A 23,947-nucleotide genomic window follows, 5' to 3' on the forward strand; every position below is an offset into this window, starting at 1 on the left:
CTTTATGCCCCTGATCTTGAATCGACCCAGCGGCGGCCCAGCTTTATAATCTCAAACCACAGAATACTGACCATGCCCGCGCCGAAAGCTGTCCCCAATTGCGACGGATAGATCGATGAAAAATGGAAAACCGTCCTGATGAAGGGCACGTAAAGCGCCAATCCTAAGAAAAGCAAAGCCCCGCCTAAAACCCACCATAAGGCCGGGTTCGGCGAAGACATCGTTCTCCATATGGTTCGGGACCACGATCTGTTGGCCAAGATTAGACCGAGATTGGCGATGATCAGCGTAACAAAGGCCATTGCCCTGGCCGTATCGACGTTGTGCCAGACATTGTTCGCGTAGGCGAAGACGCCCAGGGACGCGGCCAAGGCAAATGAACCCTGTAAGACGCTCATCACTAAAGTCTTCTTGCCGAATAGCCTCGCGTCCATGCGGCGGGGCGGCCGCGTCATGACATCCGCCTCTTCCTTTTCAGCCTCAAAGACGATCGAGCAAGCCGGATCGATGATCAACTCCATAAACACGATGTGGACGGGCAGCAGGATCAGCGGCCACTTGAGCAGAACCGGAATCAGCGAAAGTCCAGCGATCGGCACGTGGACGGCGAAGATATAGGCCATAGCTTTCTTGAGATTGTCATAGATACGCCGGCCAAGCTTTACCGCCGCCACAATGGACTCAAAATCGTCGTCCAGCAGGACAAGCGCGGCCGCCTCGCGGGCGACGTCGGTTCCCCTTCCCCCCATGGCCAGGCCGATATCGGCGGCTTTGAGGGCCGGGGCGTCGTTGACGCCGTCTCCCGTCATGGCAACTGTTTCATGATTGGCTTTTAGCGCTTTAACCAGCCGCAGCTTCTGTTCGGGAACGACGCGCGCGAAGATGTTAACGTTAGCGATGTCCTTAGCCAGCTGCTCGTCGGTCATCTCCGATAGCTTGTCTCCGGTGATGAAATCCTCGGGATTCTTCAAGCCGATCGCCCGACCGATGTATTGAGCCGTACCCGGGTAGTCCCCCGTTATCATAATGACGCGGATACCCGCTCCGTAACATTCACGGATGGCTTGGGGCACCATTTCCCTGACGGGGTCGGCCAAACCGATCAGACCGATAAACCTAAAATCAAAGTCATGCTGTTCGTCAGGAAAGCCGGGGCCCTTGTAATGAGCTTTGGCGACACCCAGTATCCTCAAACCGTCCCGGGCCATCCTCTGAATCCTCTCATCAAGATCCTTGGACTCCGCCGCCGACATATGACAAAGGTCGGCAATGGCTTCCGGCGCGCCTTTCGCGGCAATCACGTATTCAGTTCTCTCCGGCGACGCCCAAACGCGGGATAAGGCCAGCAGCTCCTGGGACAACGGGTATTGATGCTCCAGCTGCCAGTCATCGTGAAGATGCTCCGTCTTGGCCAGGAACTTCTCCCCCATTTCCTTGATTGCCTTTTCCATAGGATCGAAGGGGTCGCGATGACTGGATAAAATACTGTATTCAATCAGCTCGTGGAACGTCTCCGGTAGTTCTTCTCCGTCCTCGGACACCGCATAGAACGCTCCGCCCGCGCCGAGTCTTTCAACTTGCATGATGTTCTTCGTTAATGTTCCTGTCTTGTCGACACAGAAAACGGTTGCCGCTCCCAGGGTCTCAATCGCCGGCACTCGCCTGGTCAACACTCGTTTCTGGGAAATGCGCCAGGCGCCTAGCGCCAGGAATATCGTCAGTACGACGGGGAACTCTTCCGGCAGCATAGCCATGGCCAGGGTCAATCCGGCTAATACGCCCTGCAGCCAGTCTCCCCTGGTCAAGCCGTAGACAACAATTACAATCACGCACAGCATCGCCCCGGTCAAAGCGAGGTTGCGCACCAGCCGCCCGGTTTCCTTTTGGAGTCTGGTCGGTTCCGATTTCACCGATTCCAGCGCTTTGCCGATTTTGCCAAGCTCCGCATGCTCACCGGTCGCCAGAACGCGGGCCACTCCCTTGCCCTGGACGACAAGCGTGCCTGAATAGATAAAAGGCAGCTGGTCGCCGCCGGGTCGGGCGATTTCCATATCCGGAGCGCCGGTTGTTTTATGAACCGAAATTGATTCGCCGGTTAATAGGCTTTCGTCGACCATAAGGTTGTTCACGCTTAACATAACGGCATCGGCGGGGACTCTATCCCCCTCGGCCAACATCATGATATCGCCTCGAGCCACTTCCCGGCCGGCGATACGCATCTCCCGACCGTCTCTGATTACGTGAGCCCGCGGGCTGGAGAGGTCGCGCAGCGCTTCCAAGACCCTTTCCGTACGGCGCTCCTGGTAGAAGGTTATCCCCATAATGACGAACACAAAGCTTAAAAGCATCAGAGCTTCTCGGACGTCGCCTAAAATAAGGTAAAGGCCGCCCACCAGGACCAGCAGAAGAAACATTGGTTCCTTGACGACCTCGAAAGCAATGGCAAACACCGTTCGGGGCTTGGATGAAGGCAGCTCGTTATAGCCATCCTCAGCCAAACGTTTGGCGGCTTCCTGTTGGGATAAACCGGTTATCTCCGCTAAGTTAAGCTCTTCCGTCATTGTTCCTCCGAACCCAGTATATTAGAACAAGCCGAACAGCATAAGTATCCCAAAAAGAATGAACAGCGCCGCGGATGTGTATTTGATGGCTTTTTCAGGTAGTTTCTTACCTAGAAATACGCCGGCCGCGATCGCGATTCCGTCGGCCACAACCATGCCCAGGGTGGAGCCCAACCAGACGCCTATGAACGTTTGATACTTTGCGGCCAGCGATATGGTCGCGAGCTGTGTCTTGTCGCCGAGTTCCGCCAGAAAAAAGGCGATGGCGACGGTCATGAACGGACCCAGGCGCCCGCCTCTTTTTTCTCCGTCTTCGTAGGCGTCACCTTTAAGCGTCCATAAACCAAAACCGATAAACGACAACCCGACGATAATCCTAAGGTAATTCATCGGTATAAAGGCGCTGGTCTGTTCACCTATAACGACCGACAGTAGATGAACGACCAGGGTGGCCGCAAAGACGCCGGCCAGGACCTTCCAGGGGTTGTACTTGGTCGCGAAGGAAAGCGCGACAAGTTGCGTCTTATCTCCCATTTCGGCAACCGTAATAAAAAGGAACGAAGCCCAGAAACCTAGCATATGACTCGCCGAACTCTATTTAAAAACATTAGATGATTATACAGGCGGATAGAGCGTAATTACTAGGACAAAAGAGAGGACGTTTCTTCGGCTGTAAGAGAACGGTAATCGCCCTCCTCAAGGTCGTCCAGCTTTAGCCCGGCGATTCTGATTCTCTCCAGCCGGCGTACGCTTTTCCCGAAATACGCGGCAAACCGTCTAACAACTCTCTTGCGGCCTTCGTGAATAACGACTCGATAATTCTTTCCGCCGGCGGGCTCGATGAAGTCCGGTTTAAGTAAACCGTCTTCCAAAACTACACCCGCTCTGGCCTCGGACAACTCATCGTTGGAAAACGCCGTATCCGTAGTTAAAAGATATTCTTTTTCTTTTCCGTAGCTTGGGTGAGTCAGGCGTTGCGTTAGCTCACCGTCATTTGTCAGAAGAATCAGCCCCGAGGTGTCCCGGTCCAAACGCCCGACCGGCCATACCGGCGGATCATTCGGTACCAGTCGAGTGACCAAACGGTCCGCGTGTTTATCGTCTCGCGAAGACGTATATCCGGCAGGTTTGTTAACGGCGTAGTAGATTTTTCCCTTCGGCGCGACGACGACTCCGTCAAATGTAACCTTGTCAACCGCCTGGTCAATGTTGGTCGCGGGGGTTAATGCGGTTTGTCCGTTGACGGACACCCTGCCTTGCTCGATTAATTTCTCGCAATCCCGCCTGGAGCCCAGACCGCAGGAGGCCAGATATTTTGCCAGCCTCACCCGGTCAAACCTTTCAGCTTCGCGTAGTAATGTTGATGATACTCTTCAGCTTGGTAGAAAGGCCCTGCGGGCTCTATTCTCACCCGCAGGAGCAGGCCGGAGTTCTTCTCTTGAACGGCCTTGGACGCCCGGGCTTTCGCTAATTGTTCTTCCCCGTGGGCAAAAATAGCCGACTCGTATTGCGTTTTGTATCTGCCGGTATGGTCACGATAGCTCCAGAAGTGCCGCAGCAAATCTTCGTAAGAAACTTTGGAGGGATCGAAGATGATTTGAATCGACTCGGTGTGACCGTCCAGGTTGGTATAAGTGGGGTTCTTGCTCGTCCCGCCTGTATAGCCTACTTCGGTTCCGGTGACCCCGGATAACGCGGAGAAATGCCACTCCACGCCCCAGAATCATCCCAGTGAGAAAGTAGCCGTCTCGGTCATAACGCGACCTCCTTTAACTATCTAGAGCCCCGGCTTCTTTTACCTGATTCCTGCCCGCCGCTTTAGCCATATAAAGAGCAGCGTCCGCCGCGTTGATGACCACGCCCTTGTCAGTTCCGTCGCTCGGGTAAGAGGACACGCCGCCAGACAATGTTATAGGGCCGATGTTGATACCGTTGAACAGATACTCGACGGTTTCGGCTCTCTCCCTGATATTCGCGGCCCGCTTAAGCGTGTTCTTCTTGCTGCTCCCGGGAAGCACCAGCAAGAATTCCTCACCGCCGTAGCGGCAGACATAATCTTCCATCCTGACGCTTGTCCTCAGAAACATGCCGAGCGTCTCCAGAACCATGTCGCCGGCGGCATGGCCATAAGTGTCGTTAACGTTTTTAAACAAGTCTATGTCCATCATAATCACGCCGATGCCGGTTTTGCCCCGGTCGGCGCGTCTTATCTCGCGCTCAAACAGATTCTCCATAAACCGTCGATTAAACAGCCTTGTCAGAGAATCCGTAACGGACTGCTCTTTCAATATCGTGCGCAATTCTATATTGGTCAAGGCCATGGCCAAATGCTCGGCGACCGTCTGCGCCATATCATACGTCTCGTCGCCGATCTCGTTCCCCAAAGTCAAATAAAGGATTCCGAAAGCTTCATCTTGCGCCAGCATCGGCACACATATGTGACTTGCCGGCGGAGGCTCGCCGACATGGCCGCACTGTAATGTATCGCGGTCCCGGATATATTTATGAACACTGCTCCGCCTTAACGCGGCGCAGGCGTCACGCCGGAAAGATTCCTCCAGATAACCGCCACCCCACATCGCCCGGATTTCGGCGGTGTCCTTCGGCGCGTTGAGCAGATATACGGCACCGGTCAAATCATTGAATATCAAAGGTACGTAGAGAGATATGGCCTCAAACGCCTCAGCCGATTCTTGGCACGCCTGCAGTTTATCGGACAAATCGGCCAGGTGGGTCAATTCGAGCGCCCGCCGGCCTGACGCCTTGGCCGACAACGTTAGCTCTTCGTTGGATTCTTTGAGGGCAATCTCCGCGCCCTCGACCTCGAGAGTTCGCTGGACCGAGGAAAATAAATACACTGCTAACAGCGCAAGAAATATTATTGAGGAAATGATCGCGTACCAGAATATCCGACCGACTACAAACGGTTCGCTCGGACTGGCGACGATATGCCACGTGCGGCCGTTCTGGTCGACGGCTTTTACCAGACTAACCCCGTCATTACGCTTCGACGATAGGCGTTCATTAGCGCTTGTGGTTCCGTCGGTCAGGTTGACGGCCACCGGCTTATCCGGTTCGGCGCTGCCGCTATCGTAGAGATAAACGTTTATCCCCGCATCATCGCTGTTAATCTGACTAAGCAGCTTTATATAAAGTTGATAACCGACGGCAAATCCTATCGGTGATGAGGGTACGCCGTTGGCTCCGGGCGGTCGCGCGCCCGGAGAATAGATGGGCGCCAGCACCGCATACCCCTGGCCATCAGGCAGTCCTGAAAGGCCGGCTATCGGTCCGGTAACGGCCGCCATCCCGGATAGCGTCGCCTGGGCGATGGCAGACGCGAGGGCTGGCGTTGACTGCGCGTTCTGACCGATATAATGGCCTGTTTGTTCAGCCGGTTCGACAAAAACAACAGGGTAATATTCCGCAGCCTCAGCCGCCCGTGCGGCGTGTCCGGCACTGTCGATTGACGTAATCTGGACTGAAGAACCGGTCTCAGCCGACAACGCCGTTTCAAAGGCAGCCCGGCCGCCGGCTGTAACTTTAAGAATGATATCAGCCCTCGCCAGATCTTGATTGCGACCGCCGATATTGGAGAAAAGCAGGTTTAGTCTGGGTTGGTATTCGTTTCTGGCCGCCCTATCTTGCTGAATCGCCAAAACATATGACTGCGCCAGCGACTCGACATCGGCTTTCCGATCAGTCGCGTCTTCGCCAAAGGTTGATAATTCCTCGGAAGCCGTCACGACAAAACGTTCTTCAGCCACGGCCCTGTCCCTGCTTCCGGCGTACCAGGTACCGGCTGCGGCCAGTATGACCATCAAAATCAATACCGTGAGAGCCGGCAAATATCTTTTCCAGCTCTCCCGAAACGAGCTTCTGAATCTAGGTCGCGTATCCATCCCTAGATTCTAGCAGATGAAACGGGGTATATCTAGAAATTCCTACTCGTATCTCAGCGCTTCAATCGGATCGAGCCTCGCCGCCTTGGCGGCCGGGTAGATGCCGAACAACAATCCTACACCGGTAGATACGCCGACAGCCAAGACAATCGCGTCCAGCGTTATCACCGGCGCGAAGCCTAGCATCCTTGAAGCGACTTCAGCCATGCCGTAACCAGCGGCGATACCCAACAAACCTCCGGTTAAAGTCAGCAGGATCGCTTCGACGACAAACTGGCCGAGGATATCGCCGGTTTTTGCGCCGACGGCCTTCCGCAAGCCGATTTCCCGAGTCCGTTCGGTTACGCTCACCAGCATGATGTTCATGATGCCGATGCCGCCGACAATCAAAGATATGGCCGCAATGCCGGCCAGCAGCGACGTCATTATTCCAGTGATCGTGCTAATCGTGGATAGCAGGTCCGCCGAGGAGTTTACATTGAAATCGGCCAGCTTTTCTTCTTTGATACTGTGGTTATCCATGATCGTCCGTTTGATTGTCTTCTTGGCGACGGCGACGTTTGCCTCGTTATCAGCGAGAGCGGTTAATACGTTGAACTTCTCGACCTTGAAGCTATCGAATGCCGACGTGTAAGGAATAAATATTTGACTGTTCGGGTTACTTAAACCTGTCTCGTCAACCTTCTTAAGCACGCCGATCACTTTGTACATCGAGCCTTCGATGGTCAGCTCTTGCTCGACCGCCGTCTTGCCGCCGTATATGTCTTTGGCCGACTGGTTTCCCATGACGATTACTCTTGCCCTGTTGGTTACATCGGCCGCCGTTATCTGCTCACCCTTGTCAATCTTGTAGCCCTGGATCTTGAAATAGTCCAGTTCCGTTCCCGTGACCGAGAATCTCTTCTCCCCCGAGTCAGTCGTAAAAATGGCCGAACCCGAAACGTTACCGGCGGCCAATTTTACGTGCGAATTCTTCTTCTTGTCACGCAGTGTATTCAAGTCGTCAAGAGTCAAAGTAGAACCGGCGCCGCCCATGCCGCCGCTCCCGCCACTCTGCTGGCCGCCGATATTGCCCCCGCCAGCGTGGGCGGACGATGCCCTCTCGGCAATGCCCTCGCCCGGCATAATGATAAGGTTCCTCGTACCTAGCGTCGCGATACGGCTGGAAATCGATTCCTTAACGCCTGCGCCCAGCGCCATAAGAGCAATAACCGATCCGATTCCGATTATTATGCCGAGAGTCGTTAAGAAACTCCGCCCTTTGTTAGCGACTATGGCTTTCAGCGATTGTTTAAAGATAACAAAGCTTTTCATTCCGCCTCACCCGCGCTTTCACTGGCAATCTTACCGTCGATTATGTTCAATACGCGGCCGGCGTATTTAGCCACGCTGGCCTCGTGGGTTATCAGAACAATGGTGGCTCCTTTGGAGTTGATGTCCTTTAGAAGCTCCATAATCTCATGCGATTTCTTGGTATCCAGGTTGCCTGTCGGTTCGTCGGCTAGGATAATCGACGGGTCCATGACCAGGGCGCGCGCGATGGCGACACGCTGAATCTGACCGCCCGACAGCTGGTTGCTCTTATAACCGGCGCGATCGCCCAGGCCGACCTCTTGAATAAGTTTCTCCGCCCGCGCCGTGGCGCCCTTATCCTTGCCGTAAATGGTCGGCAACATAACATTGTCCCGGACTGTCGTACGGGGAAGCAGGTTGAACTGTTGGAACACAAAGCCGATTTCCTTGTTCCTGATCTCGGCTCGTTTTCCACCGCTAAGCCTGCTGACGTCCTGGCCGGCCAATGAGTAGCCGCCCGCCGTTTGCCTGTCCAACAAACCGATGACGTTCATCAAAGTGGATTTTCCGGACCCGGACGGCCCCGTTACCGCGACGAACTCGCCCTTCTTGACATCAAGATCGATGCCATCCAGCGCGACCGTGTCTTCGTCGCCGGTTTTATAAACCTTTCGGATGCCTTTCAACTCGATAACATTATCCGGCATAATCTCCGCGCTCCCCTTCATCAGCGTGCAGGTTGTTGACTATTTTCCTGTGCAAGTCCCGGTAGGTGCGTAGTTCCTCAACGGTTAGCGGTTCGAGCAAAACCGTTAGATGCCGTTTATGATGCCGCTCAAAGATAGTCATTTTCTCGCGGCCTTTGGCGGCTATACTAACCCGGACCGAGCGCCGATCGTTCTCGTCATGTTCCCTGGTGACCAAGCCCGCTCTGACCAAAGGGTCGACAAGCTGGGTTACGGCGCTGCCCGTTACGCCCATCATTTCTGCAGTTTCCTTAACTGTTAGAGAGTCTCGCGTTTTCAGGATGTGCAGGAGTTCGCCTTGCGCGGGTGATATAAGCGAATGTGCCTTTTTAAGCATCAACTTTCCCGCCAGCTTCGGCCGGCCGAACATCGACCGCCTGAACGCGCCCATGTCCTTGACAATATCACTGATAATCGATTCTCTACTTTCCGCCATGGCTTCTCCTTTATCTTAAGGTACTTATTAGCTTAGTAACTTAGGTATCTTAAGTCAAGACGTAACTTTAAAGGGCGTTGTGATGTATTTGGATTTACTGGCGGCGCTTGGCGACGGAACGGCCGGCTTATCCGGGATGTTATGAATTCGTATCTAACCCAGCCTGGTGAAGAAAATTCCTCAGCAGCGACAGCCCGTCCAGCGTAAGAATCGACTCCGGGTGGAACTGTACTCCCTCAACGTTGTGGCTTTTATGCCGTAATCCCATGACGGCGCCCTCTTTAGTCCAGGCCGATATCTCCAGACATTCGGGGACGGTTTCCCTGTCGACAATCAAAGAATGATATCTGGTTGCGGTAAACGGAGCTTTTATAGCCCCGTAAATCGTCTTCCCGTCGTGAAAGATATCCGACGTCTTTCCGTGAACAGGCGCGCCGGTCTGGACGACATTTGCCCCGTAGGCTTCGCCGATTGCCTGATGACCGAGACAAACGCCCAGTATGGGGAGCTTGTCTCCGAACGCCCTTATTGCGTCAAGCGAAATCCCCGCGTCCCGCGGAGTGCCCGGTCCCGGAGATATGACAATCGCGGCGGGATTCAGGTCACGGATGTCGCCAAGGCCAATCACGTCGTTTCTCCTAACAACTAATGTCTGCCCTAAAGCCCCCAGGTGCTGAACCAAGTTATAAGCGAAGGAATCATAGTTGTCGATGACCAGAACCGGCCGCTTCATACGAGCTCCTTGTATCCCGCTCGCAACAATCCGGCAAGTTCGCCGGGGCGGCCTGAACCGACGCTCTTCCCGTCAACCGCGATTACCGGCATTATCTCGAGCACGCTGTTGGTAATAAACGCCTCTTGAGCTTTGGCCATATCCTGAAGCGCAACAAAGGTCTCCGACAGTGGAATCCCGGCCTCCGCGGCCAGCTTAAGCGTTACGCGGCGCGTGATCCCGGGCAAGATTCCACAGCTCAAGCCGGGCGTCATTAACAGCCTTTCGCTAAGAACAAATACGCTGCTCATTGATCCTTCGGTTATAAAACCGTCGTCGTTGACAAAGATCGCTTCCAGCGCCCCGGCTTTATCGGCAGCCAGTTTCGCCAAACGATTAGGCAGGTAGTTTAACGTCTTATAGGCAGCCAAGGATCCACGCGTATCGAGCCCGGTTATGCAGGTGACTCCGTCTCTATACTGGTCTTCCGTATAGGTAATAGGCCGGGTCGTGATCACCACGGTCGGTTCTTCCGCTCCCCTTGTGACGGTCAGCCTGATAATACACTCATCACGACCGTTGGCGTCTATTGTCTGTATAACAGCCGACGACAGAGCATCCGGGTGCGGCGCGTTTCTGATATCCAGTGCCGCCAAACCTTCACCCAGACGCGCCAAATGGTCCTCGAGTCTGAACGGACATCCGCCATAGGCTCGAAACGTCTCGAAAAGACCGTCGCCGAATAAAAATCCGGCATCACCGATCGGTACCGCGGCTTTTCCGGAGGCAACTATGACGCCGTTGACGTAGGCAAAGTCTCCCACTTCACTTCCTCCCGTTTGACGCCGGCCGCTTCCAGCAACGCGGCCGCCTTGCTAACGGATTCATAATATTCCCGCGCCGGATCGGAGTCGGCGACAATACCGGCGCCGGCTTGGACGTACGCTTCTCCCCCGTTTACCGTAAAAGTCCTGATGATAATGTTGAAATCCGCGTTGCCGCTAAAACCGAAATATCCGATGCTGCCCGTATATGGCCCTCTCCTCGTGGGCTCCAGCTCTTCGATGATTTCCATACACCGGACCTTCGGGCACCCGGTTATGGTCCCGCCGGGAAAAACAGCTCTTATCAGGTCGAACTGGTCTTTGCCTTCGTCCATCTCCCCTGTGATGTTCGACACTATATGGATCACGTGCGAATACTTCTCAATTGTAAACAGCTCTGTCGGCTTGACCGTGCCGTACCGGCATACCCGACCGATATCGTTGCGTTCCAGATCAACCAGCATGACATGCTCAGCCCTTTCCTTTTCATTCAGGATAAGGTCGGCCGTCAGGTCGTCGTCTTCCGACTCATCGCGGCCGCGCCGCCTTGTGCCCGCTATCGGTCTGGTCTCCACAAGACCGTCTCTCAGTTTTACCAGCCGTTCCGGTGACGACGACACCAGCTGCCAGTTGCCGAAATCAAGGTACGAAGAAAACGGTGAGGGGTTTATCTTGAGCAATCTGTCGTATAGAGAAAAAGAATCCGCGGGCGCGGGTACCTGGAAGCGAACGGACAGATTAGCCTGAAAAATGTCGCCCGCAAAAATGTATTTTTTAGCCCGATTGACAATTCTCTCATAACTTCGATTGTCCATATTCGCCGAAACCACCGGCACCTCGTTGTTTTCGGGCCGACAGGTCTCAGCCGGCGTCGGCTCCTCGGCCAAACGCGACCGCGCTTCCTCCAGACGCGCGGTCGCTTTCTTTAAAGACAGCCGTGGGTTTCGACCGCAAACCTCGTTAACGATTAGATACTTCTTCCCTGTCAGATGGGCAAAAACCAAGCACACGCCAGGGAAAATAAAAGTCGTCTCAGGAAGTTTGAGGTCATCGTCAGTTAACACGGGGATTCGCTCGATGTATCGAGCCACATCATACGACAAGAACCCAACGGCGCCGCCCCAAAACGGCAGATCGATCGGAAGGGATCCGGGAGAGAATCGGTTTACGGCGGCTCGCAGCTCAGGGAAGGGATCCTTCCCTTTCGTAGATATTACATGGATTGGATCCCCGCCGACCATGGAATACTCTGAGATAACAGGACTGCCGCCCGCGCTTTCCAGGAGAAACGAATCGGGGCGCGCCGCTAGCCTTCGGTAGGCTTCCCGCGGAGTCAGTGAATTCGGGGGAATCTCCTCAACCAGCGGGACGGCTTTGCCCGGTTTCGCGTATTTTAGAAATTCATCCGGTCCAAAAACGAACATCCCGCGTCTCCGTGATCCATTGAAGAGGCGGGATGCTTCTTTTTGAAGCTAGGGCATACCTCGAGAAGATATTAGCACACAAAACGATTTGGGGTCAGGCACGGGGCCAGGCCCCGTGCCTGACCCCTTTAGGCTTAGACTATCCTTCCATCCTTTAGCCGGAAGGTTTTATCGGTTTGACTGGCAATCTCGGCGTCATGGGTGACGGCCAGGATAGTTGTATCCTCCGTTTTGGCCAGGTCATGCATAAGATCGACGATAAGTTTGCCCGTCTCGGTATCTAGGTTACCGGTCGGCTCATCCGCCAGTATCAATTTCGGTTTATTGGCCAGTGCGCGGGCGATGGCGACTCGCTGTTGTTCCCCGCCGCTCAACCGTCCAGGTTTACGGTTTTGCTTTGACTTATCCAAACCGACCTGCTCTAGTAGGTGCTCGGCTCTCTTACGACGCTCGCCCCGTTTGACCCCGGCGAATTCCATCGGAATCATAACGTTCTGGAGAGCTGATAGGTTTGGAATAAGATTGTAGGATTGAAACACAAAACCGACCTTGTCGCGGCGATACGTGGTCAACTGCCGGCCGCTCATTTTGGCAACATCCTTGCCGTCGATCTCGATGGAGCCGTCGCTCGGTTTGTCCAAGGCTCCCAGCAAGGCAAGAAGGGTGCTTTTTCCGCTGCCGCTTGTGCCGATGATGGAGGCCAAAATCCCCTCCGGCAATTCCAGATCGATGCCGTCAACAGCCTTGACCGTGTTGTCTCGAGTCCTAAAATGCTTTTTTATGTCCTTTACCTTGATCATCTTATTCGCTCCTCATCGCTTCGGCGGGACGTATCCTGGCACTCATCCAGGCCGGAATAGCGCTCCCGATCACTGCTATTACAATCGCAGCCAGCAGTCCGTACAGGAGAAGATCGAAACCGACGTTTGCCTGGATATTCTGCAGGGCGCTGCGTAGCCCAGGTCCGCTCATAAAAGCAACCCGCATCGCGCCCGGGCCGCCACCTGCGCCGGGCGCGGCGGCCTGCGCCGCCGTTGACTGACTATTGTTTACCATTACGTTCAGGATCGGGTTACTCAAGAACACACCCAAAACAGCCCCGAAAGCGCTCCCCAGCAGAGTGAGGACGGTCGATTCCGTTACGAACTGGGTGACTATAGACATATTCGAAGAACCGATCGCCTTCAAAACGCCGATCTCCCGCCGCCTCTCGCGAACGATCATCAACATAGTCAATAGTATGATTACCGCCCCGGCCACCAGCGCGCCGATTAAGCTGTACGTCGCAATAGTCTTGATATTCTCAAGCGGCGCCAACGCGGAACTCGATGTATCGGTCGGCGTCACGATGTCGGCCTTCGTACCGAGCTTCGTCTTGGCCGTCTTGGCGACCGCGTCCACGTTGGTAATCGAATCCACTTGCACTGAAGCCGACGAAATTTCTCCGGGTTTACCGCTTAGCGTCTGCAGAGTCTTTAGCGGCATTACTATTCCGCCGTTCGCGAACGTGTTTCCGGCGTCATATATACCGGCAACCTTAACCGTAGTCCCGTAAAGGGTAAACGTGGAGCCGACTTTAAGGTTGTTCTTGGCGGCCAGCGATTTTCCGATTAAGGCCACGATCGCGCCGCTGGTTCCACTAGGCGCTTTGCCCGAAGTGATTTTGAACTGGCTGCCGCCGGCAACTGACGCGGTTGTCAGGTCACTAGAACCGGTTATCATAATCGGCATGGTAAAAGACCTGGTCGTAGTCGCCGTCCCACCGCTTTGCGACTGCCTGTCGCCCATGTCCGGCGGCGGTTGCTGCGTCTGACCGCTATTGCTATTCGTGAAGTTGCGCTGCCGGTTGCCCAACGTACCCATGTCTATGGACGCGGTCAGACTGATGGTGTCATCCGTTCTGGCCCTGTCGGATAAAGTGTAGGTCGTTTTGGCCACGTGAGCGGCAAAGGCGATTGGCTTTAACTCCGTCTGCGTCAGCGGCTCCCCGCCGCCCTCAAAACCTCGGGCGCCGGCCGGCGAGATGGTGATGTTGTTACCGATCTGACTCTTGACGCTGTCAATCCTGGCTTGTACCGCTTTCAGCGATAAAACCATCACCAGGGCTAATCCGATGCTTAAGCCGACGATCATGATTATGGACAACGTCCTGATAACATTCCGGAAGGCGTTCTTCCCTCCCCGAGCGATAGCGCTCATTTGGCCTCCTTATCGTTCCGACAGCATTTACTGACTTAAAGATAACCCTTTCAGATGAATAAAATATGAAAACGGCGTGCGTATGTGAGGAGTTTCTTAAAAGAGTGAAGAGGCCGTCGCCTTGCCGGCCTCTTCACGGGTCGAACACTATCGCGCCGAAACGGCGCTCTTCCTTAAGGACCAGCGGCTAACGTGAAAGCGGAGTTGGCTGTCTCCCTCGGGAAGTTCGGGAACGGCAAGCCCGTCGAGACCAGTGCCCCAGGCGTGTTGCTGGCCGCCACCCGGTAATACCGGGTTCCGGTGAACACATCCGTGTAATTCACGGTCGTACCCGTCCCGGCCACCGCCGGCACCGTAGTCAGGTAGGCCCCTGGCCCGGCGCTCGTCGGCGCCCACTCGATCGTGAATCCGGTTTCCGTCGTCGAGTTGTCGGTCCAGCTGAGCGCGTGTCCGCCCGGACCGGGCGTCGCGATTAATCCGGAAGGAGGTCCTGCCGGCGCCACCGCGATATTCATCGCGTGCATCATATCCATCTCTTCGTGGCTTAGGATATGACAGTGGTAGACATATTCCCAACCGAAGTTGACGTAGCTGTTAGTTATCGTTGTAGGATTGGAAAGCGGGTCCTGGAATCCCAAAGGTCCGCCGGTCAAAACCGTGCCTTCTGGCTGCGTCGGGTCGATCAGGCGCACGCTGTTCGGAACTGCGAACGGCAGTGTTGGCACGACCGGCCTTAAAGCCACGATCGTATCCTGCAACGGATTCACCCTGACCGTTTCCTTCCACCCCAGCTCGTTGGCGTCGGGCAACCTTATCGCGCCGTCCCAGGCCACCCGGTTGATCATCTGGACATTGAACAGGTGGAAATGGATAGTGTGCGTGTCCACGCCGTTATGCGTTATCTTCCAGATCTGGGTTCCATCGCCCGCGACCGGGGCCATCGGCGTCATGGAATTAACGACGTTATCCACCGGCGGCGACGGGTACGGATAGAGCAGGAAGTTCATGTTCGCGAAGTTGGTGCGCGGTACCTCCAGCCCCAGAAATCCGCTCATTCGGCCGTAGTCCTTCTCAAAGGCCTCGCCCATTTCGTCCTGTATAGATTTGTTATCGAATTCTATGGTCAGGGCATAACTGGCGGTCGCCGCGGCACCCGCTCCGCCCGCGCCGATCGGCGTGAATGACACAGTCGGCAAGGTCAGATACCCGCTGCCTCCGTTCGTGACCTTGACAGTGCTAACACCTCCCGCCGCGGTCGCGACGGCTCCTGTGCCGCCTCCACCCGTAAACGAAACATTGGGCATGGTCGTATATCCTGTCCCGCCGTTAGTGATCGTTACAGCCGTTATTGCGCCGCCGACAACAGTCGCCGTACCGGCGGCCCCAGTCCCTCCACCGCCGGTATATACAACGGTCGGATTGGTGTAGCCGCTGCCGCCAGCAGTAACATTGACGCTTTTGACTGTTAACGTCGACGTCGCCGCGGCGCCGGTCCCGCCGCCAGTGGGCGTAAATACCACAATAGGAGCGTTAACGTAACCGCTGCCACCGGCCGTTACGGCCACGCTGCCCACCTTACCGGTCGTAGTCGCGTTAAGAGGCGTAAAGGTAGACGAGAAGTCAGCTATCCTCGCGTATGGATCCGCGGGCAACAGCTTGTTGTAAGCGCTATTATAGCTGTCGTTAGGAACGATTACCGGATCCTGCGACACGGCAAAAACACCTTGCGTTGTAGCCGTCGAAGCGAACGCCGCATCCAGCGGCGCCTTGTTGAAAGCCGGCGCGGGAGTTGTGTTCGCCACTCTGATCTGCATGATTGTCCGCGTGTTCGGACCGTAACCGGCCAGCGTATACGGGGCGCCGCCCGTATCAGCCTTATCCGGCGAGCCCGTGTAGTAATCGTACCTCGGGTCGAGCGCCGGGAACGGCGCAGGCGAATCATTATACAGGATCAAAGTCTTCCCGGCGTATTGCGAGAAGTCGACGATCACGTCAGCCCTTTCGGCGGTGCCCAGAATAAGAGTGCCGCCGTTTACAAGACCCATGTCGAAGTTAGTCTGATCAAGGTTCCATGTAACCGGCTGGTTCGTCAAGGTCACAGGGGCCGGCAGGAAGCCGCCCTCGTTACCGATCTGAACCATGCTCGGACCGGCCGTCGCGGGATCCGGCACTCCGCCCTCGCGTCCGTCCGTCGGCCACGAGGCCGGAAAGCCGGTCGTAGCTGACGCGGGAACCATCTTGACTTCGGTCAGCGTCCGTCCGTCCGGCGTCGCGACGTTCGAATCGGCCACATAGAGCTGAAAGTTGAAGAACCGATCGTCCGCCGCGTTTAGAATCCGGAACCGGTAAGCCTTCGGCTGGACTTCAAGATACGGGTACGCGGTGCCGTTAACGACCGGGGTATCCATGAACGCTTCCATGCCCATCGACGGGCTGATAAGCCGCGCGTCGGGCGTACCCGGGATAAGCGAGTTCTCCAGCGGCGCACCCACCGGGTCGTAGTAAGGGTTGGGAATAGGTCCGTAAGTTAGATTTGTTGTCGGCGGATGGAACCAGGGGCCATAGAACCAACGACCCATGGCGTTCATCCCGCTGATATCGGCCGGATTCTGATTCGGCATATAGACGTGCGGCATCCAAAGACTTCCCGGACCTCCCCATTTAGCCGTATCCCAGGTGGGATCCTGCGCCACTAACTGAGACACGAAAGTGCCCATGACGCTTGTGTACGGCCTGGTATTATCCGGGACGAACGTCTTGTCCTGGATCACCAGAGGGATCTCGTCCGCGGGAATGGTCCCGGCGGCGATAGACCTACCGCCGATGGTCCCGCCTCTAATCAAGGCGTCTTCGACCGCATCCCGCAGAACGTAAGGCGCGGCCTCGCCGGCGTAAACGTTCAGCCTGGTGATGCCATAGGCGTGGTCGTGATAGAACATCAATCGTGCGCTTTGCTGGTTGGTGTAGTAGAACGTCTGGGACCCGTCCCTAGAGCCAGCGTCAGGCATATCCGGAACATTAACGACGCTGACGCCCTGGGGGTAGTTGGTGTTCTCGCCGGCCGGGGTTATCCATTGGTGAGGTGTCCCATCGCTAATCCATGGAGTTGCTCCGCCATGCAGGTGCAGGGTAGCCCTGTTCTGGGTGTACATTTCCATCGCGCTGCCCATGACCGTCGCAGGACCTAACGGATTGGTTGCCAACGTCACCTGGAAGTGTGTCGCGTCTGGCACAGCCGTGATCATGAACATCCCATTATAGGCAGCGGGGGTAAACCCGTGCATATGAACGCGCTGGCCGGGCAAGAAGTTATGAGGATTCACCGTGGTTACCTGCACGGTTAACCCGGCGAGCGGCGCAGCGGCCATAGCCATCGCCATGTTCGACCCCATACCGGCTCCCATAACGGTTGTATCTACCGGGATGAAAAGATCTCCGCCGGTCCCGGTGGGTAGAGAGTTGGTGAACTTGACGCGCACCGGCTTGTCCCGCTGGGCGACGATCGTCGGCCCCAGATAGTGCGCCGCGGTTCCGCCCATGTTCTTCTGCCGGTAGCCGCGTAGCTTGGTCGCCGGCAAATCAGAGTGCATCTTCTCACTGTACTCGACTAGTTCTATTTCATAGTAATCGTACGTGGGATTAGAGGTATCAGGTGTCGCAACCGGGATGTATTGGCCCAGGTTGTTTGCGTTAGCCGCTCCCAAGCCCGGTAACGAATTAATGAATTTTCTTATGCCGGTGCCGGTTACTACATTGCTGCCCGGATACAATTCCATCTCAGCGGTTAACAAAGTGATAATTCGATCCCACCGATACCGGTAAGAATTAAAGGCCGTCGCCGAGATAAAGGTTCTTCTCTGTGCGTTTTCCAGAAGATATACGCTCGCTGAGACTGACGTTTTAACTAGTGCTCCGTTTGGGTGCGGGATGGACGCTACGCTCGGGCCGTCGGTATATCCCCCGATTTCCGCGTCGCTCATAACGATTATGTCGCTCCAAACGTAGCCAAGCGATTCGAAAACAGCAGCGCTCGGAAAAGCGCGTTTGGAATATGTTCCGGTAAGATAGTCTGTCGTATAAACGGACGGTCCTAAGCCTTTGATAAGCGTACCGGGACGAGCGCGCAGCACAGCGCCTTCAGCATATAGAGCTAACTCAGATGCGGAAATAATCGCGATTCTGTCCCACCTCAATCCGTTCGCGATAAAGGCATTCCCCGAAACGATTGAACGACGGACTCCGCCCTCAATTAAGTAAACAGTGCTGGACAAAGAGGTTTTTACCAGCGCGCCGTTCGGGTGAACCGTATCTGTAAAAGCGACAGGCGCCGCATCTGAATATCGGGCAAGCTCGGCATCAGAAACCGTATATATGTCTGCCCAGTAAAAGTCGAATTTGTTAAATGCCGCAACCGACGCGATAGCCCTTTTTTGGAATACGCCACCAATGTAATCGGTCACATATACCGCAGAATTTGACCCTTTAAGTAAGGTCCCGGGCTGTGCTAGCATGTCGATGTTTGGCGCTATTAAAGGCAGCGAGCTTAATGCATAGTTCGGGTAGATCCCAAAGTAATCGGGTACACTGGTCGGACCAGGCGTGAAGACCGCTTGGGTACTCATGCCGCCGCCCAACGAGGCCGGCGCGTTCAACTTAGGCATCAACTCCCTGGCCGCCTTAGCCCTGTCCGCGGCTGCTTCATGCTCCTCTTGGGTGACAAAACGATATCCTTCTTTGTTCTGGATACCGTTGGCTTTTTTTTCGGCCGCTTGCGCTTTTGGCGCCGCATTGATGTCGGTTGTTAACAAGAGTGCGATGATCATAGTCAGCAATATTGATGTGACAATAATTATCTTGCGCGTACCCATAAAGCCGCTCCTTTGTTTAAGGTGATGGCCAAATCTTATATAATCAACATAGGCTCGGAGTTATTTGATTTTCAAGTAATTACATAAATACTAGGGATTCACCCAGGGGGTTCAATGCGCAAGGCTATTTTTCTTTTTTCTATTGTTGGAATAATGCTATTAAGTCAGCCGGCTGCGCTGGCGGCCGACGCCGTACCGAATAATCTGCTGATATCGTTATGGCCGGAGTATAACAACAGCCAGGTATTCTTCATGCAACAGGTGGAAATACCTGGCGACACGCCGCTACCCGCGACGGTTCGTTTTGCTTTTCCATCGGGCGTGCAAGTTCAATGGACCGGAGAGATCCTGGGGCCGGATATTTCAAAAGACATTCAGTCGACGCCGACCGTAATTCAGAAAGACGGCTACGACGAGGTTGCCATAACCTTAACCAAGAGCCGTATCGGCCAGGCTGAAGCCGTTTGGAACGGCCTAAAGATAGACGGACAGAATCGCCTGCTGACGCTGGCATGGATGCAGAGATACGAGTCAAGAACCACCACGTTCGAGTTTCTGCAGCCCAGCAAGTCATCCGATGTTGTTATGACGCCAAAACCGACCGGAAACAGACAATCCCCGGAGGGTTTTACATTCTACGAGACCGCTCCGAAAAGGATTCCCGTCGGCCAAACCGCGACTTTCAACGTCACTTATAAGCGATCCGTCACCACACCCTCGGTAAACGACGCTACGACGTCGGGCGAGCAGGCCGCAGCCGGTCAGACTGCAGGAACGGCGCAGAACCCTATCAACTACTGGATTTTGGCGGCCGGCTTTCTGGTCATCGGCGTGATCGGGGCGTGGTACTTGTACAAGGAAAGCAAGAAACAGTAGGTCGAACTTGGCTCCCCGGGTTGCGTGTTTTTCAAACATTCAGGGTATTGCATAATGCCAGCTGAGGATGTCTATTACGAGTCAACCGGACCAAAGCCCCATATAATGCCGGCGTCAGCGCTGTGAAAAACTGATAATTCAAGACCTGGCCCTGTAGATTTAGTCGGAGAGGCTCTCTTCATCGGGGTTGTACTCTCGGCGTTCCTTGCCGCCCCGAAGGCTCTTTTCTTCGGGGTTGTACTCTTAAGGACTGTGGCGTAGGCTAGCGTCTTTGGCGGCGTCCTTGCGGCGTTGCTTGGCCGCGAACATCCGTTTGTCGGCGCTTTCTAAGACTTGGTCAACCGATTCTGGCGGTTCCAGGAACTCCGCTAGGCCGATACTTGCGCCTACCGGCCAGCCATTTTCTTTAAATAACTCATCAAGTTTAGCCTGCAGCTTGTCGATGACGACACTTGCTTGTATGCCAACGGTTTCGGGAAGCAGGATCGAGAATTCGTCTCCTCCGATACGCGCCGCCAGGTCGGTTTCTCTAATGTTTTTAGTGATCGCCGAACCAACCTCGATCAAAAGTTCATCGCCCTTTGAGTGACCGAACGCATCATTTACGGTTTTGAAATCGTCGAGATCGATATACGCGACTGACATCGGCAGTTTGTACCTTTTAGCTCTGCGTATCTCGGCCTCAGCGCCTTCCACAAACGCCTTGGCGTTGGCCAGTTTTGTCAAGAAATCAATACGGCCTAGCTGCGCTTCCCGGGTAAGTCCATCGTGCAGCAATCCGACCAGGAGCGACACCAGAACGTAGAACACGAAGACCGCAGCCGCGTTCCAGACATGGTTTATGGGATGTATGTAAAAAACCTTTGTCGGTATGTCGCCGATCAGCAATGCCGTGGCGGATACGAATGAAATTGCCAGCGCTCTCTTTGTCCCTTTAAACCAGGCGACGCCGAACACAGGTATCAGGTAAAAGATTGACAAAGAGAAGGCCGCTCCGGTCGCGTAGTCGATGTAACCTATTGCGAACACGATGATATACGCAAGCGGCTCTATGACATATGAATCCATTACACGGTTGGGCATCTTGGTCTTCTCCACCCTCATATTTAGCTACATTAATCATTTCTTAAGTCCGCGCCGATAGTATCAGTATAGAGGTCCAAATCGTAAACAGGCGGCGTATTGAAATTAAAACGATCAAAATTGATTTGCGTTATCTAAATAAGCTTGTTAGAGAATTACTGGCCGAGTCCGCGGTAGGTTTTGTAGCACTTGCCGTCATAGTAACTCTGATGTCCGTATTCTTGCAGTATGCCGCAGCACCGGTCTTAATGAGACAACTGGCTAAGCCTGCATTCAGAGAGATCAATAAGATACTGCGTCCCATTCCCCTCGTAACCGCAAACCAAGGTTCTCAGGAATTGGAACAACGGGGTATTCTAATTGCCAGTGCCGAACCTTTCATCTTGCCGTCATCTTCCGCCGATCCCAGTAAGAATAATCGCAACGATAACAGCGTGGCCACACGGTCGGTTAGCTCAAAGAATATCCGAGCCGCACAAAAAGAGATACAGGGTGTCATCCGAGATGCTAAAAAGAATCTTATCATCACAAAATCATCTCCCTCTGAGGCCGTTGACAAGAATCCCGAGAACAAATCCTCACCCAAGGCTGATGATGATCATCCGGTCGACAAGGTGAAGCTAAACTCCTCGTACCACAGAGATTAGGAAATATCCTCTCTCCCACGGGGAGAGAACAAAAGTGAGGTAAGCAGGGTCAAGTCTTGAATTATCACTTTTTCGACACATGTTCACATGACCCTTTCCTTGTTGCCGCCTCCGCTGTCGTCAGTCTATTTGACGATAAAGTTCATGTCCATTTGGGGTTAAAGGAATGGACATTTTAGGGGATGTTTGTATACGAAGCAATGGGTCATAGTGCTTGAAGTGCGGTAATAGGCTGGCTCCCCGGGTTGTACGATTTTCGCACATTCAGAGTTTGGCATAAGGTAAGATGAGGATGTCCTTTACAGGATTCGGGACGCTGCTCAGGCAATCTCGATGCTAAAATACAAGACCCGACCCCCTGCCTTGCCGATACTGATCTAGGCTGTAATCACCAAACTTCATCCGTGCCCCAATCTGAGATCTATGACAATTGACTAGATAAACGCAAATACTATTGACGCTAATACATAGGTAATTAACGGTACTGCTGAAAAGATAGTGTCTTGATTCTTATTGGGTCCGTTTCCCCCGGCCCATAGGCCATAGCCGAGTAACGACGCATGTGCTCCTGCACCATAGCCCATAATAATCTTCAGGATCAGGTTAGGATCTTGCCATCCAATCAATAGTCGGTAAACAGCCGCAATCAATATGCCCCAGACTATACTCGTCACCATTAGCACTGATACTGGCGAAAACATAGATATTTTGGTCAGTCCCCAACCAAGTCGGTTTCCAAGAGTCATTAGAGGGTTGCTAACATTCGACAAGCGCGCGACAGCGGGCAAGCCGCCTTTGAGGTTCGAGGTACTTATATGTTCGGAGTCTTTGTATTCGTGGTTGGCGCGGTCTTTAGGGGCCATCCGGGCTGAAGCCCTGTTCGTCCTGACCAACGACGCCTGGTTCTATCAAAGCAACGAGGCGGCGCTGCATTTCGGCGCCAGCCAGTTCCGAGCGGCGGAAACGGGTCGCTACCTGGCGCAGGCGGCCAACACCGGAGAGTCCGGGTTTATCGGGATGACCGGACAGCCTATCCAGCGGACCGAGGTCAACGAGGTAAAAGTCATAACGGCCAAGATCCAAGCACGTTTAAGTCCGACTTTTTACTCCCGTTTCGGCTATCTCTTGCCCATCGCGTTGGCTGTGCTAAGTGTCCTGATGATACCGGGTATAGCCTTGGTGAACAATTGCACAAGACGGAAATAAGCGGGTATAATTAATGTGCAGATAGATAGGATTTCACTAGTATAAACCCAAGGTTGGTATATGGCGGAAACACCCAAACAGGAGCCGGCTAAGCAACCGATCAGACGACCCGTTCGTCGGCGCCCGGCGGAGCGACGCGCTCATCCTCTCTTCCGAAGACTTATCAACATCATGGCCTTTATCGGCGTGGCCGTGCTTATCTTCATCTTTCTGGGCCTGCCGAATCTCGTCACGTACCAGCCTGCTTTCTGCGGTTCGTGCCATCCCGAGGTCTACAAACAGTGGTCTACCTCCACGCACGCCAAGATCGGGTGTATGCAGTGCCATGTTAAAAGCGGTTTCAACAACCTTCTGTTAAGCCGGGTCGGACTATTGCAGCGGATTTATCTAAGGTTTAACGCGGCCGAGTTCAAAAGGATGAAACAGAAGAACGAGAAACCGATCGGCTTTGTCGCGTCGCCGTCGAACGAGATCTGTCTGCCCTGCCACGAAGCCAGGAAGCGCATCTCGCCCAGCGGGGACATCATCATTCCGCACCAGTCGCATATCAAGATCAGGAAGCTGGCCTGCACGGATTGTCACGCCAGCTTTGTTTGCGCCCGGGTCGGCAAGGACAAGGCTATCGTGACGATGGAAGGCTGCTACCGGTGCCACAGCGCGACCAACGAATGTACGACCTGTCACAACACGGAAAAAGGCGCGCCGGGCTACGACCTTAAGGACCTGCGTCGTTATCCGGGCCGCCGAGGCTGGCAAATACAGCGGCGTCATCCTGTGCAAGACCGCCGACGAGATGCGCAAGTTATTACCTTCTATGAAGCGCAGCTGGAAAAATATGACTGGAAACTTGAGGAAGTCGTGGTGACGAAGGACGGCCAGATTCTCAGACTTAGTAAGGGCACGCGCAAGACCTCCATCGACCTCGCCAGCGCATACCTTCGCCTCGGCCGGAAAGACGATGCCATCGCCCAGATTAAGCAGGCTCTGGCAATCAACCCCGGCCGTACCCAAGCCAAAACCTGGCTCAAAACTCTAGAAAGCAACAACACAAATTAGGATTACAAGGAGTACGAGGAGCGCAAGGAGTACGAGGAGTAAGCTGCTATTTGCTTAGACTCTCCTGGAACTTCCGTAGAAGCTTGCCTGTTTGTCGAATCAGGCTATCGATTT

The 23,947-nt window shown here is 54.4% G+C and carries 19 protein-coding genes; 4 read left to right on the forward strand and 15 right to left on the reverse strand.

The genetic code is table 11. The features are described 5' to 3' along the window. Window positions 1-2 precede the first annotated feature (2 nt). From WC891_00405 to WC891_00470, 14 genes are all read right to left on the reverse strand, one after another. Entirely contained in the window at window positions 3-2,561 is a 2,559-nt protein-coding gene (locus WC891_00405; GenBank protein MFA5866414.1) for a cation-translocating P-type ATPase, read from the reverse strand. Window positions 2,562-2,582: 21 nt separating this feature from the next. Further along, window positions 2,583-3,140: a TMEM165/GDT1 family protein gene (locus WC891_00410; protein ID MFA5866415.1), complete on the reverse strand. Its 558-nt coding sequence runs from the start codon at window positions 3,138-3,140 to the stop codon at window positions 2,583-2,585. A 62-nt stretch (window positions 3,141-3,202) separates the two neighbouring features. Further along, window positions 3,203-3,889 (reverse strand): pseudouridine synthase, encoded by a 687-nt coding sequence (locus WC891_00415; GenBank protein MFA5866416.1) that lies wholly within the window; start codon window positions 3,887-3,889, stop codon window positions 3,203-3,205. Further along, a complete protein-coding gene (gene msrA, locus WC891_00420; GenBank protein MFA5866417.1) occupies window positions 3,886-4,317 on the reverse strand; it encodes a peptide-methionine (S)-S-oxide reductase MsrA in 432 nt (143 codons plus the stop codon). The genes WC891_00415 and msrA overlap by 4 nt, the downstream gene beginning before the upstream one ends. Before the next feature lie 13 nt (window positions 4,318-4,330). After that, window positions 4,331-6,463 (reverse strand): diguanylate cyclase, encoded by a 2,133-nt coding sequence (locus WC891_00425; GenBank protein MFA5866418.1) that lies wholly within the window; start codon window positions 6,461-6,463, stop codon window positions 4,331-4,333. 42 nt (window positions 6,464-6,505) lie between these two features. After that, complete coding sequence (locus tag WC891_00430; protein ID MFA5866419.1) at window positions 6,506-7,777, reverse strand: ABC transporter permease; 1,272 nt, start codon at window positions 7,775-7,777, stop codon at window positions 6,506-6,508. After that, a complete protein-coding gene (locus tag WC891_00435; GenBank protein ID MFA5866420.1) occupies window positions 7,774-8,463 on the reverse strand; it encodes an ABC transporter ATP-binding protein in 690 nt (229 codons plus the stop codon). The genes WC891_00430 and WC891_00435 overlap by 4 nt, the downstream gene beginning before the upstream one ends. Further along, on the reverse strand, window positions 8,453-8,938 hold the full coding sequence (locus WC891_00440; protein ID MFA5866421.1) for a MarR family transcriptional regulator: 486 nt from the start codon (window positions 8,936-8,938) through the stop codon (window positions 8,453-8,455). The genes WC891_00435 and WC891_00440 overlap by 11 nt, the downstream gene beginning before the upstream one ends. 139 nt (window positions 8,939-9,077) lie before the next feature. Continuing rightward, complete coding sequence (locus WC891_00445; GenBank protein MFA5866422.1) at window positions 9,078-9,671, reverse strand: aminodeoxychorismate/anthranilate synthase component II; 594 nt, start codon at window positions 9,669-9,671, stop codon at window positions 9,078-9,080. Further along, complete coding sequence (locus WC891_00450) at window positions 9,668-10,474, reverse strand: aminotransferase class IV (protein ID MFA5866423.1); 807 nt, start codon at window positions 10,472-10,474, stop codon at window positions 9,668-9,670. Before WC891_00450 ends, WC891_00445 begins: the two co-directional genes overlap by 4 nt. Next, complete coding sequence (locus tag WC891_00455) at window positions 10,441-11,898, reverse strand: anthranilate synthase component I family protein (protein MFA5866424.1); 1,458 nt, start codon at window positions 11,896-11,898, stop codon at window positions 10,441-10,443. Before WC891_00455 ends, WC891_00450 begins: the two co-directional genes overlap by 34 nt. Before the next feature lie 134 nt (window positions 11,899-12,032). Further along, window positions 12,033-12,698 carry an ABC transporter ATP-binding protein gene (locus WC891_00460; GenBank protein MFA5866425.1) on the reverse strand — a complete coding sequence of 222 codons (666 nt, stop codon included), beginning with the start codon at window positions 12,696-12,698 and terminating at the stop codon, window positions 12,033-12,035. Between the two features lies 1 nt (window position 12,699). Next, window positions 12,700-14,097 (reverse strand): FtsX-like permease family protein, encoded by a 1,398-nt coding sequence (locus WC891_00465; GenBank protein ID MFA5866426.1) that lies wholly within the window; start codon window positions 14,095-14,097, stop codon window positions 12,700-12,702. 173 nt (window positions 14,098-14,270) lie between these two features. Beyond that, window positions 14,271-17,873, reverse strand: a complete 3,603-nt coding sequence (locus tag WC891_00470; protein ID MFA5866427.1) for a hypothetical protein — start codon at window positions 17,871-17,873, stop codon at window positions 14,271-14,273. A gap of 1,245 nt (window positions 17,874-19,118) precedes the next feature. On the opposite strand from WC891_00470, the gene WC891_00475 reads away from it, so the two are divergent. After that, window positions 19,119-19,841 (forward strand): hypothetical protein, encoded by a 723-nt coding sequence (locus tag WC891_00475; protein ID MFA5866428.1) that lies wholly within the window; start codon window positions 19,119-19,121, stop codon window positions 19,839-19,841. 243 nt (window positions 19,842-20,084) lie between these two features. Here WC891_00475 and WC891_00480 read toward each other — a convergent pair whose 3' ends face one another. Next, complete coding sequence (locus WC891_00480) at window positions 20,085-20,924, reverse strand: GGDEF domain-containing protein (GenBank protein MFA5866429.1); 840 nt, start codon at window positions 20,922-20,924, stop codon at window positions 20,085-20,087. 125 nt (window positions 20,925-21,049) lie between these two features. Between WC891_00480 and WC891_00485 the strand changes: the two genes are divergently transcribed. The 3 genes from WC891_00485 (at window position 21,050) to WC891_00495 (ending at window position 23,833) form a co-directional block, all read left to right on the forward strand. Beyond that, window positions 21,050-21,571 carry a hypothetical protein gene (locus tag WC891_00485; GenBank protein MFA5866430.1) on the forward strand — a complete coding sequence of 174 codons (522 nt, stop codon included), beginning with the start codon at window positions 21,050-21,052 and terminating at the stop codon, window positions 21,569-21,571. 651 nt (window positions 21,572-22,222) lie between these two features. Further along, window positions 22,223-22,777 (forward strand): nitrilase-related carbon-nitrogen hydrolase, encoded by a 555-nt coding sequence (locus WC891_00490; protein MFA5866431.1) that lies wholly within the window; start codon window positions 22,223-22,225, stop codon window positions 22,775-22,777. 60 nt (window positions 22,778-22,837) lie between these two features. After that, a complete protein-coding gene (locus WC891_00495; protein ID MFA5866432.1) occupies window positions 22,838-23,833 on the forward strand; it encodes a hypothetical protein in 996 nt (331 codons plus the stop codon). The last annotated feature ends 114 nt before the right edge of the window (window positions 23,834-23,947 follow it).

The organism is Actinomycetota bacterium (assembly GCA_041658625.1).
Lineage (GTDB): Bacteria > Actinomycetota > JAHEXW01 > JAHEXW01 > JAHEXW01 > JBAZZW01.

What these genes read in the sequence shown, in the direction of transcription:
- WC891_00465 (MFA5866426.1), bottom strand. Translation starts at nt 14,097, where the DNA reads ATGAGCGCTATCGCTCGGGGAGGGAAGAACGCCTTCCGGAATGTTATC.
- WC891_00410 (MFA5866415.1), bottom strand. Translation starts at nt 3,140, where the DNA reads ATGCTAGGTTTCTGGGCTTCGTTCCTTTTTATTACGGTTGCCGAAATG.
- WC891_00425 (MFA5866418.1), bottom strand. Translation starts at nt 6,463, where the DNA reads ATGGATACGCGACCTAGATTCAGAAGCTCGTTTCGGGAGAGCTGGAAA.
- WC891_00490 (MFA5866431.1), top strand. Translation starts at nt 22,223, where the DNA reads ATGCCCCAGACTATACTCGTCACCATTAGCACTGATACTGGCGAAAAC.
- WC891_00430 (MFA5866419.1), bottom strand. Translation starts at nt 7,777, where the DNA reads ATGAAAAGCTTTGTTATCTTTAAACAATCGCTGAAAGCCATAGTCGCT.
- WC891_00475 (MFA5866428.1), top strand. Translation starts at nt 19,119, where the DNA reads ATGCTATTAAGTCAGCCGGCTGCGCTGGCGGCCGACGCCGTACCGAAT.
- WC891_00480 (MFA5866429.1), bottom strand. Translation starts at nt 20,924, where the DNA reads ATGCCCAACCGTGTAATGGATTCATATGTCATAGAGCCGCTTGCGTAT.
- WC891_00455 (MFA5866424.1), bottom strand. Translation starts at nt 11,898, where the DNA reads ATGTTCGTTTTTGGACCGGATGAATTTCTAAAATACGCGAAACCGGGC.
- WC891_00460 (MFA5866425.1), bottom strand. Translation starts at nt 12,698, where the DNA reads ATGATCAAGGTAAAGGACATAAAAAAGCATTTTAGGACTCGAGACAAC.
- WC891_00495 (MFA5866432.1), top strand. Translation starts at nt 22,838, where the DNA reads ATGGCGGAAACACCCAAACAGGAGCCGGCTAAGCAACCGATCAGACGA.
- WC891_00405 (MFA5866414.1), bottom strand. Translation starts at nt 2,561, where the DNA reads ATGACGGAAGAGCTTAACTTAGCGGAGATAACCGGTTTATCCCAACAG.
- WC891_00435 (MFA5866420.1), bottom strand. Translation starts at nt 8,463, where the DNA reads ATGCCGGATAATGTTATCGAGTTGAAAGGCATCCGAAAGGTTTATAAA.
- WC891_00470 (MFA5866427.1), bottom strand. Translation starts at nt 17,873, where the DNA reads ATGGAATTGTATCCGGGCAGCAATGTAGTAACCGGCACCGGCATAAGA.
- WC891_00440 (MFA5866421.1), bottom strand. Translation starts at nt 8,938, where the DNA reads ATGGCGGAAAGTAGAGAATCGATTATCAGTGATATTGTCAAGGACATG.
- WC891_00445 (MFA5866422.1), bottom strand. Translation starts at nt 9,671, where the DNA reads ATGAAGCGGCCGGTTCTGGTCATCGACAACTATGATTCCTTCGCTTAT.